13 protein-coding genes and 2 pseudogenes are annotated in these 14523 nt (G+C 69.5%); 4 read left to right on the plus strand and 11 right to left on the minus strand.

Annotated features, from left to right (window positions below):
• Position 1: 1 nt before the first annotated feature.
• Positions 2 to 2155 (minus strand): NACHT domain-containing protein, encoded by a 2154-nt coding sequence (locus ACZ63H_RS32955; RefSeq protein ID WP_469871427.1) that lies wholly within the window; start codon positions 2153 to 2155, stop codon positions 2 to 4.
• A 446-nt stretch (positions 2156 to 2601) separates the two neighbouring features.
• Here ACZ63H_RS32955 and ACZ63H_RS32960 point away from each other — a divergent pair, with 446 nt between their 5' ends.
• The gene (locus tag ACZ63H_RS32960) at positions 2602 to 2856 is read left to right on the plus strand and encodes a hypothetical protein (RefSeq protein WP_469871429.1); all 255 of its coding nucleotides are present in this window, start codon (positions 2602 to 2604) and stop codon (positions 2854 to 2856) included.
• 21 nt (positions 2857 to 2877) lie between these two features.
• Here ACZ63H_RS32960 and ACZ63H_RS32965 read toward each other — a convergent pair whose 3' ends face one another.
• Entirely contained in the window at positions 2878 to 3078 is a 201-nt protein-coding gene (locus ACZ63H_RS32965; RefSeq protein WP_469871431.1) for a hypothetical protein, read from the minus strand.
• Positions 3075 to 3581: a LexA family protein gene (locus ACZ63H_RS32970; protein WP_469871433.1), complete on the minus strand. Its 507-nt coding sequence runs from the start codon at positions 3579 to 3581 to the stop codon at positions 3075 to 3077. The genes ACZ63H_RS32965 and ACZ63H_RS32970 overlap by 4 nt, the downstream gene beginning before the upstream one ends.
• Before the next feature lie 4 nt (positions 3582 to 3585).
• Here ACZ63H_RS32970 and ACZ63H_RS32975 point away from each other — a divergent pair, with 4 nt between their 5' ends.
• Together ACZ63H_RS32975 and ACZ63H_RS32980 are read left to right on the plus strand one after the other, a co-directional pair.
• Complete coding sequence (locus ACZ63H_RS32975) at positions 3586 to 3720, plus strand: DUF6233 domain-containing protein (protein WP_469871435.1); 135 nt, start codon at positions 3586 to 3588, stop codon at positions 3718 to 3720.
• Positions 3721 to 3803: 83 nt separating this feature from the next.
• Entirely contained in the window at positions 3804 to 4790 is a 987-nt protein-coding gene (locus ACZ63H_RS32980) for an ATP-dependent DNA ligase (protein ID WP_469871437.1), read from the plus strand.
• A 3-nt stretch (positions 4791 to 4793) separates the two neighbouring features.
• On the opposite strand, the gene ACZ63H_RS32985 is transcribed toward ACZ63H_RS32980, so the two are convergent.
• The 7 genes and pseudogenes from ACZ63H_RS32985 to ACZ63H_RS33015 form a co-directional block, all read right to left on the minus strand.
• The gene (locus tag ACZ63H_RS32985) at positions 4794 to 5036 is read right to left on the minus strand and encodes a DUF6207 family protein (RefSeq protein WP_469871439.1); all 243 of its coding nucleotides are present in this window, start codon (positions 5034 to 5036) and stop codon (positions 4794 to 4796) included.
• 213 nt (positions 5037 to 5249) lie between these two features.
• Positions 5250 to 6242: a DUF6924 domain-containing protein gene (locus ACZ63H_RS32990; protein ID WP_469871441.1), complete on the minus strand. Its 993-nt coding sequence runs from the start codon at positions 6240 to 6242 to the stop codon at positions 5250 to 5252.
• Between the two features lie 99 nt (positions 6243 to 6341).
• Positions 6342 to 7358 (minus strand): NucA/NucB deoxyribonuclease domain-containing protein, encoded by a 1017-nt coding sequence (locus tag ACZ63H_RS32995; protein ID WP_469871442.1) that lies wholly within the window; start codon positions 7356 to 7358, stop codon positions 6342 to 6344.
• 588 nt (positions 7359 to 7946) lie between these two features.
• Positions 7947 to 8480, minus strand: a complete 534-nt coding sequence (locus ACZ63H_RS33000; protein ID WP_469871444.1) for a 2'-5' RNA ligase family protein — start codon at positions 8478 to 8480, stop codon at positions 7947 to 7949.
• A gap of 1161 nt (positions 8481 to 9641) precedes the next feature.
• On the minus strand, positions 9642 to 10478 hold the full coding sequence (locus ACZ63H_RS33005; RefSeq protein WP_469871446.1) for a ParA family protein: 837 nt from the start codon (positions 10476 to 10478) through the stop codon (positions 9642 to 9644).
• Positions 10479 to 10504: 26 nt separating this feature from the next.
• On the minus strand, positions 10505 to 11665 hold the full coding sequence (locus ACZ63H_RS33010) for a ParB/RepB/Spo0J family partition protein (RefSeq protein ID WP_467943177.1): 1161 nt from the start codon (positions 11663 to 11665) through the stop codon (positions 10505 to 10507).
• Between the two features lie 327 nt (positions 11666 to 11992).
• Positions 11993 to 12366 (minus strand): annotated as a pseudogene (locus ACZ63H_RS33015) (hypothetical protein).
• Between the two features lie 62 nt (positions 12367 to 12428).
• On the opposite strand from ACZ63H_RS33015, the pseudogene ACZ63H_RS33020 reads away from it, so the two are divergent.
• Positions 12429 to 13125: pseudogene (locus ACZ63H_RS33020) on the plus strand (IS5 family transposase); the annotation flags it as partial.
• A gap of 481 nt (positions 13126 to 13606) precedes the next feature.
• Here ACZ63H_RS33020 and ACZ63H_RS33025 read toward each other — a convergent pair.
• Entirely contained in the window at positions 13607 to 14389 is a 783-nt protein-coding gene (locus tag ACZ63H_RS33025; protein WP_469871448.1) for an HIT family protein, read from the minus strand.
• Between the last annotated feature and the right edge of the window lie 134 nt (positions 14390 to 14523).

Genomic DNA, 14523 nt, shown 5'->3' on the forward strand with positions numbered 1-14523 from the left:
CTCAGCTCCGCCGGGCTAGATGTCGTTGCAGGTCGACGTGACGGAACTGGTAGATGGGTCCGGCCTGTCTCAGGACGCCCCGCACCTGGTGGGCGTCCGCCAGGAAGGCCATCAGGTGGCGTGGCAGGGTGTCGCGGTTGCGGACAGCCAGGTACAGGCGGGTCAGGGCGAATTCCCCCGTGGCGGTGCGGTGGATAGCTGCGGCCAGGCCGAGCACGAGCCCGCTCCACAGCCCGATGCAGCAGCAGAAGATGGTGTTGTGAACCAGTTGATCGGTGAGATCCAATTCCCACAGGTCCCAGTTCAGGATGCCGAGGAGGACCCCTAGGAGGAGCCCGGTCAGGAGTCCGAGGAGGGCGCCGGTGCGCACGAAGGTCCAGAAGGCTTTGTGGTCCTGTCGGAGCAGTTGCCGGGGACTCGTCACTGAGGTCAGGTCTGCTGGTGATGCGCTCCATGTAGTGATCAGCCAGGAGACGAGTCCCGCTGCGGCACCCCAGCCGACGCCGGCCACCCGGTCGAGGAGCACGTTGAGCACCATCCCCACGAGTAGGCCGGTCCCCAGCCCCAGCAAAAGGGAGTTGCGGTTCCAGGACCAACGGCCCTGTACTGCGGGGATGTCTCGTTGCCGGAGTCGGAAAAGCTGGCTGAGGAGCCACCCGACGGGTAGGTAGGCGGCGCACACCTCGGCGTATTCCCAACGCGGAGCCCAGCTGGGGAACGCGCCCTTGAGGAGGAGCGGGAAAGGCGGCCAGTCGAATATCAGCAACACGTCACCCTCGGGGTCCACGGTGAGGGATGCGAGGATGACGAGGCCGGTGCCCAGCAGCGTCAGCGCGGTCATCGCCGTGCCGAGGGCCGCACCCGTCAGCAGCCGTCGGGTGGCTTCGGGCACCGTCAGCCGCAGCTGCCACCAGGCGAAGTCCGTGCTGCCGTGCAGGCCGTCCTCCAGGTGCCGGGCCAGGAAGGTGAGCGCTCGGCGGGCCTGACGGCTCGTCCACCGCGGGTGGTGACCGGGCAGCGGGCGGTAGACGGCGGGGAGGAAGCCGTCGAAGAGCCGGTCACGGACAGCGGCGGCGGTGGGGAAGCGGGTGGTGTCGCACAGCTCCGCCGGGTCGGGAAGCGTCGTGGGGCGTTCGCCGGGGCGCGGGTTGTAGACCGTCCGGGCCAGGAACAGCGTCAGGGGTGTAGCAAGGGCCCGGCCGACAGGGGTGCCGGTGGGCAGGAGACGGAGCACGGGCTGCCAGCGCTCGGCGGACGAGGTGCCGTCGCCGCCGGCGTCGCGGCGCAGGTAGGCGGCGGCCTCGCCGGGGTCCACGGATTCGAGTTCGATGCCGGCTGCTGCGGTGAGGCGTACGGGAACGCCAGCGCCGGCGGGCCCACTGACGGCGGCCCGGTACTCGTCGGTGCGGCTGGTCAGGACGAGTGGGGTGCCGGGAGGCAGGGCACGGTTGACGGCGTCCAGGACCACTGGGCGGGTGCGCGGAGGCAGTTCGTCGATTCCGTCGAGCAGGGGAATGACCAGGTGTTGGTCCAGCAGCGCGCGGGCCCGTGATGTGGGTCGGCTTTGGCCGTTGGTGGCCAGGGCGGGGGCCGGTCCGGCCAGGCCCGGGTAGTCGGTGGCGAGGCGATCGGCCAGCCATGCGCTGAGTTCCTGATGGTCAGGGTCCCAGGAGGCCAGGGGGAAGATGACCGGGACGGGTGTGCCCGGCTGCCGTGTCCGGATCAGGCCCAGCAGGAGGCGCAGGAGCAACATCGTCTTGCCCGCGCCCGGTTCGCCGAGGATCAGCAGGCGCCTGCCCGGTACGCGGTCGGTGAAGACCTCGACGACCTCGGCGTCGCTGCCGGCCAAGCCCTCGGGGCCATGAGCCCACGCGGGTGGCAGCCTGGTCCGGTCGGCGACGGCGCCGCTGGCCGTTCGGACGAGCAGGTGCCAGGGGTCCACCAGACTGGCGCAGGCGGGTCGCCAGGGAACCGGCAGCGGGTACGGGTCATCAAGGCGACGCAAACTCGCCTCCGCCTGCCACTGGGCACCCACCGCCCGTGCCAGTTCGTCGGCCGTGGCTGCCAGGTCGAGACCATCAGCGTGCTCCCGCCGGTCTGCCCGGTAGCCGAGCCACGACATGTACAGCGACGCCACACCGACGACCAGTCCCACGCTAGTCCCGATGGCTCCCAGTACCTGTTCGGCGTCCGCCCCACCACCCACTCGAACCCATTTCGCGAGCGTGAGCCCGACAGCCGCGACAACCCCCGCGACCACAACCCACGCCCGGCGGCGTCTACGCCTGCTGGCGTCGCCTGCCTCTCCTGAGCCCTCGGATCGCATGGGCACGAGAATGCCGCACGCCGCTCGCCGGTGACAGAGGGAAGCCGGACGAGCACACCTGACCATCGGTTCTCGCGCGCTGCGGGCGCGGGACGCCCACCACACCGCTGGTGTCCTCCCTTCCCCCCTCGCAGCTCACAGTGCCTCCTGATCCAGTTCGGCGGTACGGGCCGGGTGCGGGCGCCGGCCAGGGGGGACGCCGCTCTCCAGCCGCTGCTAGACCCGATCAGCCGGTGAGGCAACCGCCGACGCAGTACCGGTGTCGCTTACGATCCATGGCCGTGCATGAGATCCCCGACGAGCTGATCAGCCTGGAGCGCTCCGCCGAGCAGGAGCGGGCCCGGCTCGCCGGCCTCACCGGTGACGACTATGCCGCCCAGCTGCGCCGGTGGCGCGAGGCCTCCGCCGCCTTCCAGGCGGCCGTCACCGAACACGCCTCCACCAGCCAGACGAGCCGGTACGAGCTGGAGCAAGCTGTGAAGAAGGCTGTTCGGCACCCGGAGCCCGAGGACGACGCCGCCGGCGAGTGACCCGCACGCCCGGTGCCGGGGCTATTGCCGGTCGGGCCAGTCGGCCAGTACAGCATCGGTCTCCTCATCGAGGAGGACGATGCGAGTGCCCGGTCTGCCGCCGCGCTCGCGGATCCAGCGCCGGAACTTGTCCCGCGCCGTCTCCTCCCGGTGCCACCAGCCGTGCCGCACCGGCCGGCCGTCCACGGTGAGCAGCAGGTGGTAGCGGCCGGGGCCGCTCATGCGAGGCGGATCCCACGGGTGCGGCCCGGCTCGCGAACGATCGCACACTTCGCCTCCAGCTCGACCAGCTGGTAGTGCACCGAGGCCCGGCTGCGCATGCCGACCGCATCCCCGATCTGCCGCACCGTCGGCGCTTCACCGTGGTCAGCGATGTGCCGGCGGATACAGCGCAGGATGCGCTCCTGGGTGTCGGTGAGGTGGTCGACTCGGCGCATAATCCAACTAGAGCACTTGTTCGAATTTATGGGCAAGCGGAGACCCGACAGGCTTGGGAGGAGCAGGTGAGCGGTGGTGAGCAGCCGCTCTCGCGTCTGGACGCGCTGCGCTTTACCCGGCGCGTCGTCGAGCAGCAGGCGGCACTGCAGCTGGCCCTCATCGACCGGTGGATCGCCGAGGAGGAACAGCGCCAGACCGAGCGGCGCCGGGGCCAGGAGCGTCAGCCGGAGCCAGCGCAGTGGCTGATCCAGTACGGCCTGAACCGCTCCAACGTCGACGCCGTGCACACCGGTGACTGCTGGGTGGCCGCCAGGAGCGGCCGGTGCCGCCCCCGCCACCCGGCAGCAGGCACGCGACGCCCTGCTCCAGCACGTCCCGGCCTGCGACCACTGCCGGCCCGACACCGCCCTCGGCCTCCTCGAATAGGCACGGCCTCGACCCGGCCGACTGGCAGGTGACCGGGCTGGTGCGCACCGTGCTCCTGGCGGCCGACGGGGAAGGCATCACCCATGACCTGGTCCTTGCCCGAGCCGATGCTGACCGTGGCCGTGGACAGCCCAGTTCTGCCCGCCGGGTGGGCCGCCGAGCCGAAGTGGGACGGCTTCCGAGCCCAGCTCGCCGTGCACACGAACGGCCGGGTACTGCTGCGCTCGAGGCAGGGAACCGACATGACCGGCTCGTTCCCCGAGATCCGGGAGGCGGCCCTCGCCCGGTTGCCCGCGGACACCGGCCTGGACGGCGAGCTGGTGGTGTGGGAGTCCGGCCGGCTTGCGTTCGAGCGGCTTCAGCAGCGCCTCGCCCGGCGCGGGACCGGGGCCCTTGAGGCGGCGCGCCAGTGGCCGGCGCACTACGTCGCCTTCGACCTGGTGCACCAAGGCGACACCGACCTGACCAGCTGGCCGTACGAGCGGCGGCGCGCGGCGCTGGAGGCGCTGTTCGCCGGCCACCGCCTGGAGGCACCGCTGACGCTGTGCCCGTCTACCACCGACCCTGCCGTAGCGAGGGAGTGGCTGGAGTGGACGGCGGCCGGGCTGGAGGGACTGTGCTTCAAACGGCTCGATGAGCCGTACCGTCCGACCCGGTCGTGGCGGAAGTACAAGGTGCGGATCACGACCGAGGCCGTCATCGGTGCCGTCACCGGCTCCCTCACGGCACCCCGCACCGTGTTGCTGGGCCGCTACGACACAGCGGGCCGCCTTCGGTACACCGGGCGCAGCACCACTCTCTCCCAGGCCGTCGGCCGCGCCCTGGCCGACAGGCTGGCCCTGCCGATGGGTACGCACCCGTGGCAGGGGTGGACGTTCTCGGCGGGCTGGGGGACGCAGCGCACGCTCGACGCGGTGCTGGTGGAGCCCGAGGTGGTGCTGGAGGTGGCTGTCGATGTCGCCCGGGACAGTGCTGGGCGGTGGCGGCACCCCGTCCGGCCGCACCGCATCCGCACGGACGTCGACGTGACGCGGGTGCCGCTGTTCGGCGAGGACGACGCCTCGCCGTGAGCCCTACGCCACGGTCGGCTCCGTAGGCGGGGCCGCCGCGGCGGGAAGCTCCTGGCGCAGGTCGAGGTAGCAGCGCAGCCGGACGCCCTGCTCGCCGGGTGTCCTGGTGGTCCGGTCGTCTGTCGCCGTCGCCCAGCGTCCGGCGAGCGCCTTCTGGAAGGCGAAAGCGGTGGCGTCGTCTGCGGCCGCGACGTCTACGACGACGAGCCCTGGTTCCGTGACGTGTTCGTCCCTGATCGGCTTCATGCTCTGGTCGACGCCCGTGAATGGTGCCCGGTGTATCCGGGCCTGGGTTGTTCACCCGGTTGAGTGGCATCACCCCCTACGCCGCCGACTGCCACACCTCTCCGGCTTACGACCCTGCCCTTTTGCGCGCAGAGTCCGTCGCGCTGCGCCCTCCCCCGGCATCTTGCTTCCGGCAGGGCCGGGGGGGGGATGCGTCCTGCCGCCGTTTGCCGTCTATGCGTCTTCGGCGGGTTGGCGGTAGACGCCGTCGTCGCCCGCATCGCGGGACCACTCGCGGAAGTCGGTGTTCCCCAGATCGATGTTGATCACGAAGCTTTCCAGGTGCTGCCGCGGGATGCGGAAGGAGGGTGCGGGTTCACCGGGCGGGTTGTCCACGGCGAGGAGGGGCAGGTCGGGTGAGGCGAGGGCCTGTTGGTCGGCGACGAGCAGGACGCTGTGATGGGGCCAGTCGTCATCGTCACGGCCGATCAGGGTGCGTAGCTGGTCTTCGGTCAGTCCGTCGTAGGCGGGGTTGTCGATGGGGGTGACGTCGATGGCACCGTCGTCCTCGCCACCGTGGTCGATGAAGTCCACCAGGCGGTGCCAGGCCTGGGGGTCGGTGAAGCAGGTGCGGACGAGGACGATCCCGCCGTCCTCACCGTGGATTTCGGGGGCGTCGGCGGCTGGCTGGTAGGGCGAGGTGCGGGTGCCGGTGTAGTCGGCTGCGGGCAGGGTGGTGTGGGAGCTGCTCTTGTGGGTCTGCTCGGGGGCTGTGGGGGCTTTCCACACCTGTACGAGGTAGGTCTCTGCCGGCGGGGTGGCCTTGGAAGGGCGGGGCTTGCGGGGCAGGGCGGCGTCTTTCACATCGGCGCGGCCCCGGGCGTGGATGCGGATCCGGTAGGTGCCGGGGCCGTCGAAGGCGAGGTTGGTGGTGAGTGCCGTGTCGTAGCTGGCGACGAAGGCGCGGCCCCGGGGGAGGTCGGCGGAGAGGTCCAGGACGTCGTCCCAGCCGTCTGTGTCCAGCGGCGGCTGCTTGGTGTGGGTCTCGACGGTGACGCGGGCGTAGCCGCGTTCGCAGCCGGTCAGGAGGGTGCCGAAGTCTTTGTGGAAGCCGATGAGGCCGTTGGTGAGGGTGGAGTGTTCGGGGAACTCCATGACGCCTTCGGCCACGGGGTCGATGAGGAGCTCGTGGTCTTGGACGTAGAGGTCCTGGGTTTCGGTGGTCACGCCGTGTTCAACTCCGTCTCGTCTTCCCCTGTGTACGGCGCTGGGTGCCGCCCCTGGTGGCGGGGGCGGCACCCGGTTCATCGGTGAGCTACGGCAGTCCTACTTGATGCCCACATAGTAGGCGTCGCCGTTCAGGACTCGCTGGCTCTTGTAGAAGCCGCCCAGCCGGGCGCCGGCGGTGCGGTTGTCGCTGGCGGAGATGACGCGGATGCTGCCGCGGCGGGAGTTTCCGCCTTCCTTGGTGGCCGCGAACGGGTACTCGTCGCAGTCCTTGCCCTGGGGTGCGCTGATGCGGCCGCACATGGCGGTGCGGTGCTTGTCGATGGTCGTCTTGTCGGTGATGCGGTGCAGCGGTGTGGAGGCGCCGGGGTGCCCGGTGATGGCCCGCTGCGCGTCGGCGATGTGCCGGGCGGACTCCTTCACCTTCGCGTCGGTGCGCGAGAGGCTGAAGGTGGGGGCGTAGCCGGGGAAAACGCAGCCCGGGTTCTTCACGCGCTGGCGGTTGTTGCGCGCCCAGAAGGTGTCGTCGCAGCGGAACTTCGCGGACTTGTAGCTGATGTCGCCGCCCGTGTAGCCGGGCTTGGTGAAGGTGAAGCGGTAGGACGCCGGGGCGGTCAGCGTCTTTTTCTTCTTCACCGTGGCCGTGTAGCTGACGGTGCCTTTGCGGACGGGGCCCAGAGTGGATCCCTGGGGGAACTTGACGCTGGTCTTCACCGCTTTGCCGGCACCGACGGTCACGTTGACTTTGATGCCGGAGGCGTTGACGAGCGTGGCCTTGCCGAGGGTGAAGCTCTCGCCCCACTTAAGCTTGCTCGACTTCAGGCCCATGGAGTGCTTGATCTCGAAGTCGGCGGAGCCGACGGGCCGGCCGTTGCGGAGCAGGTCCACGCGGGCGGCGACGTCGAGGCACATGCTGGTGCGGGTGATGGTGATGTAGCCGATCCGGCAACTCGCCCCGGAGGCCTCGATCCGGACGGTCTTGACGGGCCCCAGCTCGGTGACGCGCAGAGTCTGCTTCACCGGTGCCGGCTCGGCCACGGCCTCGCCCACCACGCCCCCGGCCAGTACACAGCCCGCGAAGGCCCCCGCTAACAGCCGCTTTGTTGTCCTGTTCAAAGAAACTGTCCCCCTTCCCCGCCGCTATGCACGGCCGCGCCGTGTTGCAGACCGCTGCCGCGGCAGGCACCGCCACCTTAGGGCTCCGCCGCCTCCAGCGACCAACGAATAAGGGGCAGTTGACGCGAAACACTTCACTGCAGACGGACACGCCGATACCAGCGAATGATTTGCAATTGCTCCCGTCAGGTCACCTCTCCCTCCTTACCGATACGAAGCGAGTAGCGCCTCGCGTAGTGCGGCATCGAGGCGGTCGAGGCGGCAGCCACAGGCCGGCTCAACCACGTGGGCTTCACTTTGGTGCGCGCAGCCCGGGAGACCTGACCGGTTGGTGTACACGCGGCGGTGGAGGTGCTGTTCGTCGACCACCGTCGGAGGCACCGCTGACCCTGCCTCCGTATTTCCGACCGCGCCCACCATGTAGGCAGCCGTCTACGGGCCGGCCACAGGTATCTCGCACGCCAGTGCCGACCGCCCCAGCGAAGCCTCCGGCAACCCCCACCCTGGTGGGTCCCTCCCCGGTCGGCATCGGTTCAGCTCCGGTCATCGCCAAGCTCCGGGCCAGCCCCGGAGGGCCGACCGGGTTGCTCAGGGGTGGGGCTCCAGCACCTCCAGGGCACCGGTCTCGGTGTCGTAGCTGCGCAGGGTGACGAGCCGGACCGACAGCGGGGGCGTCGGCAGCAGTTCGCAGACCCGCCGGCCGGCGAATGCACCGGCCCGCCGGGACCGCCCGAGGGTGATGTGCGGGCTCCAGCGCCCAGGTTCATGGAAGGGGTTGAGGGTCCCGGGCGGGCTGTCCGAGACCACCGCCTCCCACACTCGGCGATGCAAGCCGGCCAGCGCGGAGTCGAGGTCCAGCGCCCAGGCAAGCACCGAAGTGGGCCGCTCGAAACGGACCACACCAGTGAACCGCACCGGTAGCGGCAGGGAGGCGGCCACCTCGGCGAGCTCCCAGCGGATCGGGGCAGTCAGCTCCGGGCAAGCGGCCAGGGTGAGGTGCGGGCTGTTGGTCGGTGAACGATGACGCGCCTGACTGGGTAACCCCGCCTCCGCCAGCTGCCGCCAGGCCTGCCGAACCGCCAGCTCTGCCGCCTCATCCAACAAGAGCTCGACCGTGCGCACCGCCGCAGCCTACCCGCGACTTTGCCACGGCGGGTCCGTGACTCGGCGGGTCGATAGGTTCGGGGCAGCCAGTCCCCTCTATGAGGGTTTCCGCCGCAAGACGCAGGAGCGCCGCGCTGAACCGCCGACCGCAGGCGACATGGAGGGGGCCGTCGACATCGCCGATACAACGCCGAACGGCGACGGCACCCCGCCCGGCCACACCGCAACCGCACATACAACGGCCAGGGACCATCCCTGCGGGCGCGGGGATGGTCTGTGACTCCCCCAGGGAGTGAACGCCACGGAGTGGCGGAGAAGAACCAATAGGTGGAGGCCATCGGATGATGTGGGCCTCCCGGCCTGGATGGTCGACGGCGTGGGGAGCGGACGCCGTCTCGCCCTCGCGGTCGCGGTGATCGACGGGTGCAGAGACGGCCGAGGTCCTCGCTTCGGTGGCGGTGGTGGTGACGGATCGAATGCGGGCGTCGCGGATCGTGTTCTGCACGGCAAAGCCGGCGACCCGGGCGCGCTCGTATCGGCTGGCCTCCCGTGACGATATGCCTTGAGCGGGGCTGATCCACCACCGGAGCGACACCGGGGTGGCGTCACCCAACGTCCACAGCACGACCAGCTACGCCTGCGGCCGGAAGGTGAAGTCCATGCCGAGCACCGGAGTCTGGCCGCCAACCTCGACCTCCGCGATCGGCTACCCAGCACGGTCAGTCGGCGGGCCGTGGCCGCGCCGACGCCGTCGTCCAGGACGCCACGCTCGATCCGGTCCGCGTCCGGGCGCCGGCCCTCGCCAAACAGCAGCTGACGCTTGGACACCTCCGCGCCCTCGGTGAGCCTCAGCGCGCACAGACCACGCCCGCAGCCACCGTCCCGGTGAAAGCTGTTCGGGGCCGAGCTGCGGAAGTGGACGACTTGCGGGCTTCTCGACGGTGCTGAGGATCGAGAACGCCGCAATCCATGCAGCAACCTGATGCGCTGCCCCTTGCACGTGAGGCCAACGTGTTACCCAGCAGGGACGTTACCGAGCCGCAGCGGCAGAGTACGAGACGACCATGCCTCTTAGCCGGGCACCCGCTCGGCATGCGAGACAGTTGGACGCGAGCGACCGCTCCCCCGGTCATCCCGGGGCAGCGATCATGATCAGAGCGAGGTTTACGCCGTAAAGATTTAGCGGTACAGCTCCATCTGGCGGCCGATCTTCGTGTACGCCTCGGCAGCCACGGTAGAGGGGTTGTAGAGGGTCACCGGCTGAGCAGCGGTGTACGCCTCCGGGACCCGTACGTCGGCCCGTACCGTCTCCAGCACGATGTCCTCGTACGCCTCGCGGAGCTGGTCCTCCATGTCCTTGTAGACCTTGCCCTGCGAACTGTGCTTGACCCCCTCGGTGATCACCACCCAGTCGACCCCTGTGGGCATTCCGATGTGCCCGTAGGCGGCCGCCAGGTCAGCGATCTTGTCTTCCAGCTCGGTGAGCCCCCGGGCTTCCTTCTCCTGAGACTTGGTGCAGCCGACGACTTCGTCCCCGGCGATGAGTGCCCCGACGGTGGCGAGCTTCACGTCTCCGGGGCAGTCGATGATGATCAGGTCGAAGCGGCCGCGCAGCTCTCCGAGGATCCGGTGCAGCCACAGCTCCCGTGCGGTCTCGCCGGCGAGCTTGAACTCCAGCGTGTCGAGCTTCTTGGATTCGAGCACGACCCACAGGTTCGGGATGACCTGCTTCGTCTTGCTGTTCCGAGCGGGTACGACTGCCTCAGCGAGGGTGAACAGCTTGTCGATGACGTCGTAGAGCGTGGGGAGGTTCGGATCAGCGTCTGGATCGTCGTACCCCAGCAGCCGGGAGACGTCGCGCTGCTTGTCGAGGCCGATGACGCAGACCTTCTTCTCGTGCTTAGCCGCGGCGTAGGCGACAGCGCCGGAGAACGTCGACTTGCCGGAGCCTGCCGAACCGTTGGTGGCCACCAGCACTCGCGTCTTGAGTCCGGCGTCTTCGGGGATGGTGTGCATATCTGTAGTCACTGAGGGTCCTGGTGTTATGCGGTGAGGGCGTGGGCCGCGTCGGGTGCCTCATAGTCGGCATGCGTCGCCAGCCAGTCCAAGTAGGCGCGAGCGTGTTCGGGGTCGTCCGGGCCGGCGTTGGACAGGTGGATCTCGCAATGAGCGAGCGATAGAGCTAGGGCGGCCCTGGTCTGACGCTCGTGTCCCTCGTCTCCGGTGAGGGAGGGGAGACTGAGGGCGGAAGCTCCTATGCCGGCTTCACCCAGCCACTGAGAAGCAAGCGCAACGGCTTCGTCAGGCTCGGTCGGCAGTTGCAGAGCAATAATATGCAGCCGGGAGGCATCACCCTCAAAGGCTGCGACGGCGGCCGCGCACGCATCCCGGCGTTCCTTCGTCGCCGCGTCCGGCTCATTGCCTGTCGAGTCGCCGCTCTGCTTGGGTAGCTTCTTCGCGGCCTTGGGCTTCCCCGCCGCGGCCTTGCCGCTCCCGGGCTCCGCGGCTCGGGCCGTCGCCAGAGCCTTCTCCTTCTTCCAGGCGGCCAACTGCTGCTCCGGGTCCTTGATCTTGCCAAGGTCGCGGGCCAGCTCGATCGTCATGCCTTCGGCGCGCTCCTCAAGGGCCTTGCGAACCTCCGGCTGGAGGTTGTGCAGCCGACGCCGCTGCGAGACCCAGCCTGCGGACTTCCCGAGCGCCTGGGCCACAGCATCATAGGTGCCGAGTTCAGCCTTGAGCTCTTCGATCGTCGCCAGTTCCTCGAACGGCTTCAGCTCTTGACGGGCAACGTTCTCGGTGGCCGCCGCAATCAGGATGGCCTTGCGGGTCGTCGCCTTCTGATTGACGAGGATCGGCAGCTGCTTCAGGCCCGCGAGGCGTGCTGCCGCCAGGCGCCGGTTACCTCCGATGACCACATACCGTGCGTCGCCGACCTCGTGCGCGTTCTCCGGAAAGGCCGCCTTGAAGACGTCGGCCGGGATGACGGCGAGCGACTGGAGGACACCGCTCTCGTTGTAGGTGTGCGCGAGACCTTCAAGACCTTCGAGCTCTTCACGCGCGTTGCGGGGGTTGTTCGCGAGTTCGCTGATGGCCACCTCGGGCCCGGCAGGCGCCGCCTGTCCGACCCCGGCCGCCCGTCGGCGTTCTTCCTCCCGCAGCCTGCGCCGCTCTGCTACGGACAGCTCGTTCTGCGCGCCGGCCATTCACTTCTCCTGGGGGTGGTACTCGTGACGTTCTACGGCTGGAGCTTAGCGAGCGCTCGCCGTCATCCACCTCAGGCCCCGCTCTTTACGCCGTAAAGAGCGGGCGCATGCCGTGAACGTCGGCTACTCAACCGCCCCAGCGCAAGCAAGGCACGCCTCGAGTCGGATTGGGCGGGGTGCATCCGCGAGTCAACCACTCCCGTGAGGTCGACCGCCAGGGGCCACACCCAAGCCGCCTGGAGCCGCCACTTCTTTACGCCGTAAAGAACGGGCGCATGCCGTGCACGTCGGCTACTCACTGATCGTTTCAGATTGAGATTGGGACGGTCACTCGTCGTCGATTCGCTGAAGTATCTGCGTGAGGTCACCGGCGTTGAGCAGGTCGGCAAGTACCCGGGTCATGTTGTCGACGCCGGGGCCCCGAACTACTAGCCCGTCAGAGCACCAGAAGTAACGGCCGCCCAGCTCCTCGCCTGTCTGGGACCACCCCTTCATCAGGCGTTCGACCTCGGCGAGCGTGAACACGGTCGCACTCCAGCGGGAACCGTCTGCCTCCAGCCGTACCTCTACGTCGACGTTGCAGACGGCATCCAGATCCTCACCGGCGCCGGGCAGGAAGGACGCCCTCGAACCGATCTGTGCGTACCCGGCCAGGGTCCATTCCAGCCCTGCTCATTGGTCTCGCTCCCTGCGTTGTTCACCCGGGGAGTATGTCGATCCGCCTCGGCGTGCTCAACCAGGTTCTCTGGCCAGCTTCGGCCTCGTGACCCTGAACTTCGTCCCTGATGATCCCTGGGATCGGATAGCCCCGCTACTGCCGGTGCGCCCGCGGCGGTACCACCATCCTGGACGGCTCCCGGTGCCGGACCGGGTCGCCCTGGCCGGCATCGTCTACGTCCTGCGCAAGGGCGTGTCCTGGCGAGACGCACCAAGCGAAGTCGTGGGCTGCTCTGGGGTAACCGCCTAGCGTCTGCGGGACTGGACCGAGGCCGGCGTCCGGCCCCGCCTTCACGTCGCACTGCTGACCGAAATGCGCCGCGCCGACCTGCTGGAACTGGACGACTGTGCCGTAGACGGATCGCACGTCCGGGCTCTCAAAGGGGGGCCCATGTCGGCCCGTCACCGGTCGACCGAGCCCGTCCCGGCTCCAAGCACCATCTGATCGTCGATCGCCATGGCGCCCCGCTCGCCGTCACGCTCACCGGCGGGAACCGTCACGACGTCACCCAGCTCCTGCCCTTGCTGGACGCAGTGCCACCGATCCGGGGACTGCCAGGTCGCCCCGCACCAGGCCGCGGCGTCTGTACGCCGACTGCGGCTACGGCTTCGGCAAGTATCGCCGTCTGCTGTCGTAACGCGGCGTCAAACCGATGATCGCCCGCCGCGGTGTTGCGCACGGCTCCGGACTCGGCAAGCGCGAGTCGACCACTCCCGTGAGATCGACCGTCAGGGTTCACGCCCAAGCCGCCTGGTGCGGCGGCTTCTTTACGCCGTAAAGATCGGGCGCATGCCGTGCACGTCACCTACTCAACCGCCCCAGCGAAGGCAAGGCACGCCTCGAGTCAGGTTGGGCGAAGCGCACCCGCGAGTCGACCACTCCCGTGAGATCGACCGCCAGGGTTCACACTCGAGCCGTCTGGTGCGGCGGCTTCTTTACGCCGTAAAGAGGGCACTCCCTGCATCCAAACGCCAACCGGCCCGCACTCCCCCGCTGCGGTGGACGCGGGAGTGCGGGCCGTTGTTTGCAGCTCGTGAGGATCAGGCCACTCAGGTTGCAGGTGCGCCTTCATCGGAGTTGGGGATGCCGACGGCAGCCTTTGGGGCGGCCGGGTGCCGCATGGCAATGATCGGCGCAGCGCCGGGCTCGGTGACCGACGCCCACACCATCCGCCACGCCTCATCCCACTCGTAGTCGCAGCCGTGGCCCGGGTGCGGGTGCCGTTAGAAGGCGCCGCGCATGATGGAGCGAGTCCACGGCAGCGCGAGGTTGTCGCCGACGCGGCGTGGGACGAGGTGGCCGTGGAGGTGGAAGACGGTCTGGGTGGCGTCGGGGCCGCAGCTGGTGAGGTAGTTCCACTGGCCGCCGAGTGCCTGAGCGAGCTCGGCGGCGCGGAGTTGAACGGTGGCTGAGACGACCGGGTCGGTCGTGAAGTCGGCGACGTGTCCGCGGGGGAGGACCAGGAGGTGGCCGTCGGTGCAGCCGCCGCTGCGGGGCACGATCGCGAGGGCGTCGGCCCACTCGCGGACGATCTGCGCCGTGGCGCCGTCGTGGATGATCCGGCAGAACGGGCAGTCGGGCCGCGGGTGTTTGCGGGGGACCGGCGGCCGGGTGATGTGGTGGTGGGTGACCTGTACGTGGGCGCCGGCCTCTCGCATCCGGTGGCCGATGGCGTCGGCGATGGCGGGTGCGCGGTGGCGTCCGTACCAGCAGTTCACCAGGAGCTGGACGGGGCGGTCGTGCGCGGCGGCGCGGAGCGCGGTGAGTTCGTGTACGGCGTCGTTGATGATGCGTGCCGCGCCCGGCGTCGCCAGGACGTAGTCGCGTACGCCGGCGTCCTGGCCGGTCTGACGGGTGACGACGTCGGCCAAGGCGGGGTCGTCCGGCGGGTTCAGCAAGGCGTTGGTGAGGTTGATGCCGAGGACGGCGGCGCGGTAGCGGGGCGGCGGCGGGTCCTGCCAGCGGGCGCCGAAGGAGTCGATGAACACGTCGGGCACGTCGGGCACGTCGGGCCTCCATCTCGATGGGTGTGGGTGTGCCGGAGTGGGGGGGGGGGGGGGGGGGGGGGGGGGGGGGGGGGGGGGGGGGGGGGGGGGGGGGGGGGGGGGGGGGGGGGGGGGGGGGGGGGGGGGGGGGTGGG

Source organism: Streptomyces sp. NPDC104831 (genome assembly GCF_055583025.1).

What these genes read in the sequence shown, in the direction of transcription:
- ACZ63H_RS32960 (WP_469871429.1), top strand. Translation starts at nt 2,602, where the DNA reads ATGGCCGTGCATGAGATCCCCGACGAGCTGATCAGCCTGGAGCGCTCC.
- ACZ63H_RS32965 (WP_469871431.1), bottom strand. Translation starts at nt 3,078, where the DNA reads ATGAGCGGCCCCGGCCGCTACCACCTGCTGCTCACCGTGGACGGCCGG.
- ACZ63H_RS32980 (WP_469871437.1), top strand. Translation starts at nt 3,804, where the DNA reads ATGACCTGGTCCTTGCCCGAGCCGATGCTGACCGTGGCCGTGGACAGC.
- ACZ63H_RS32985 (WP_469871439.1), bottom strand. Translation starts at nt 5,036, where the DNA reads ATGAAGCCGATCAGGGACGAACACGTCACGGAACCAGGGCTCGTCGTC.
- ACZ63H_RS33005 (WP_469871446.1), bottom strand. Translation starts at nt 10,478, where the DNA reads ATGCACACCATCCCCGAAGACGCCGGACTCAAGACGCGAGTGCTGGTG.
- ACZ63H_RS33010 (WP_467943177.1), bottom strand. Translation starts at nt 11,665, where the DNA reads ATGGCCGGCGCGCAGAACGAGCTGTCCGTAGCAGAGCGGCGCAGGCTG.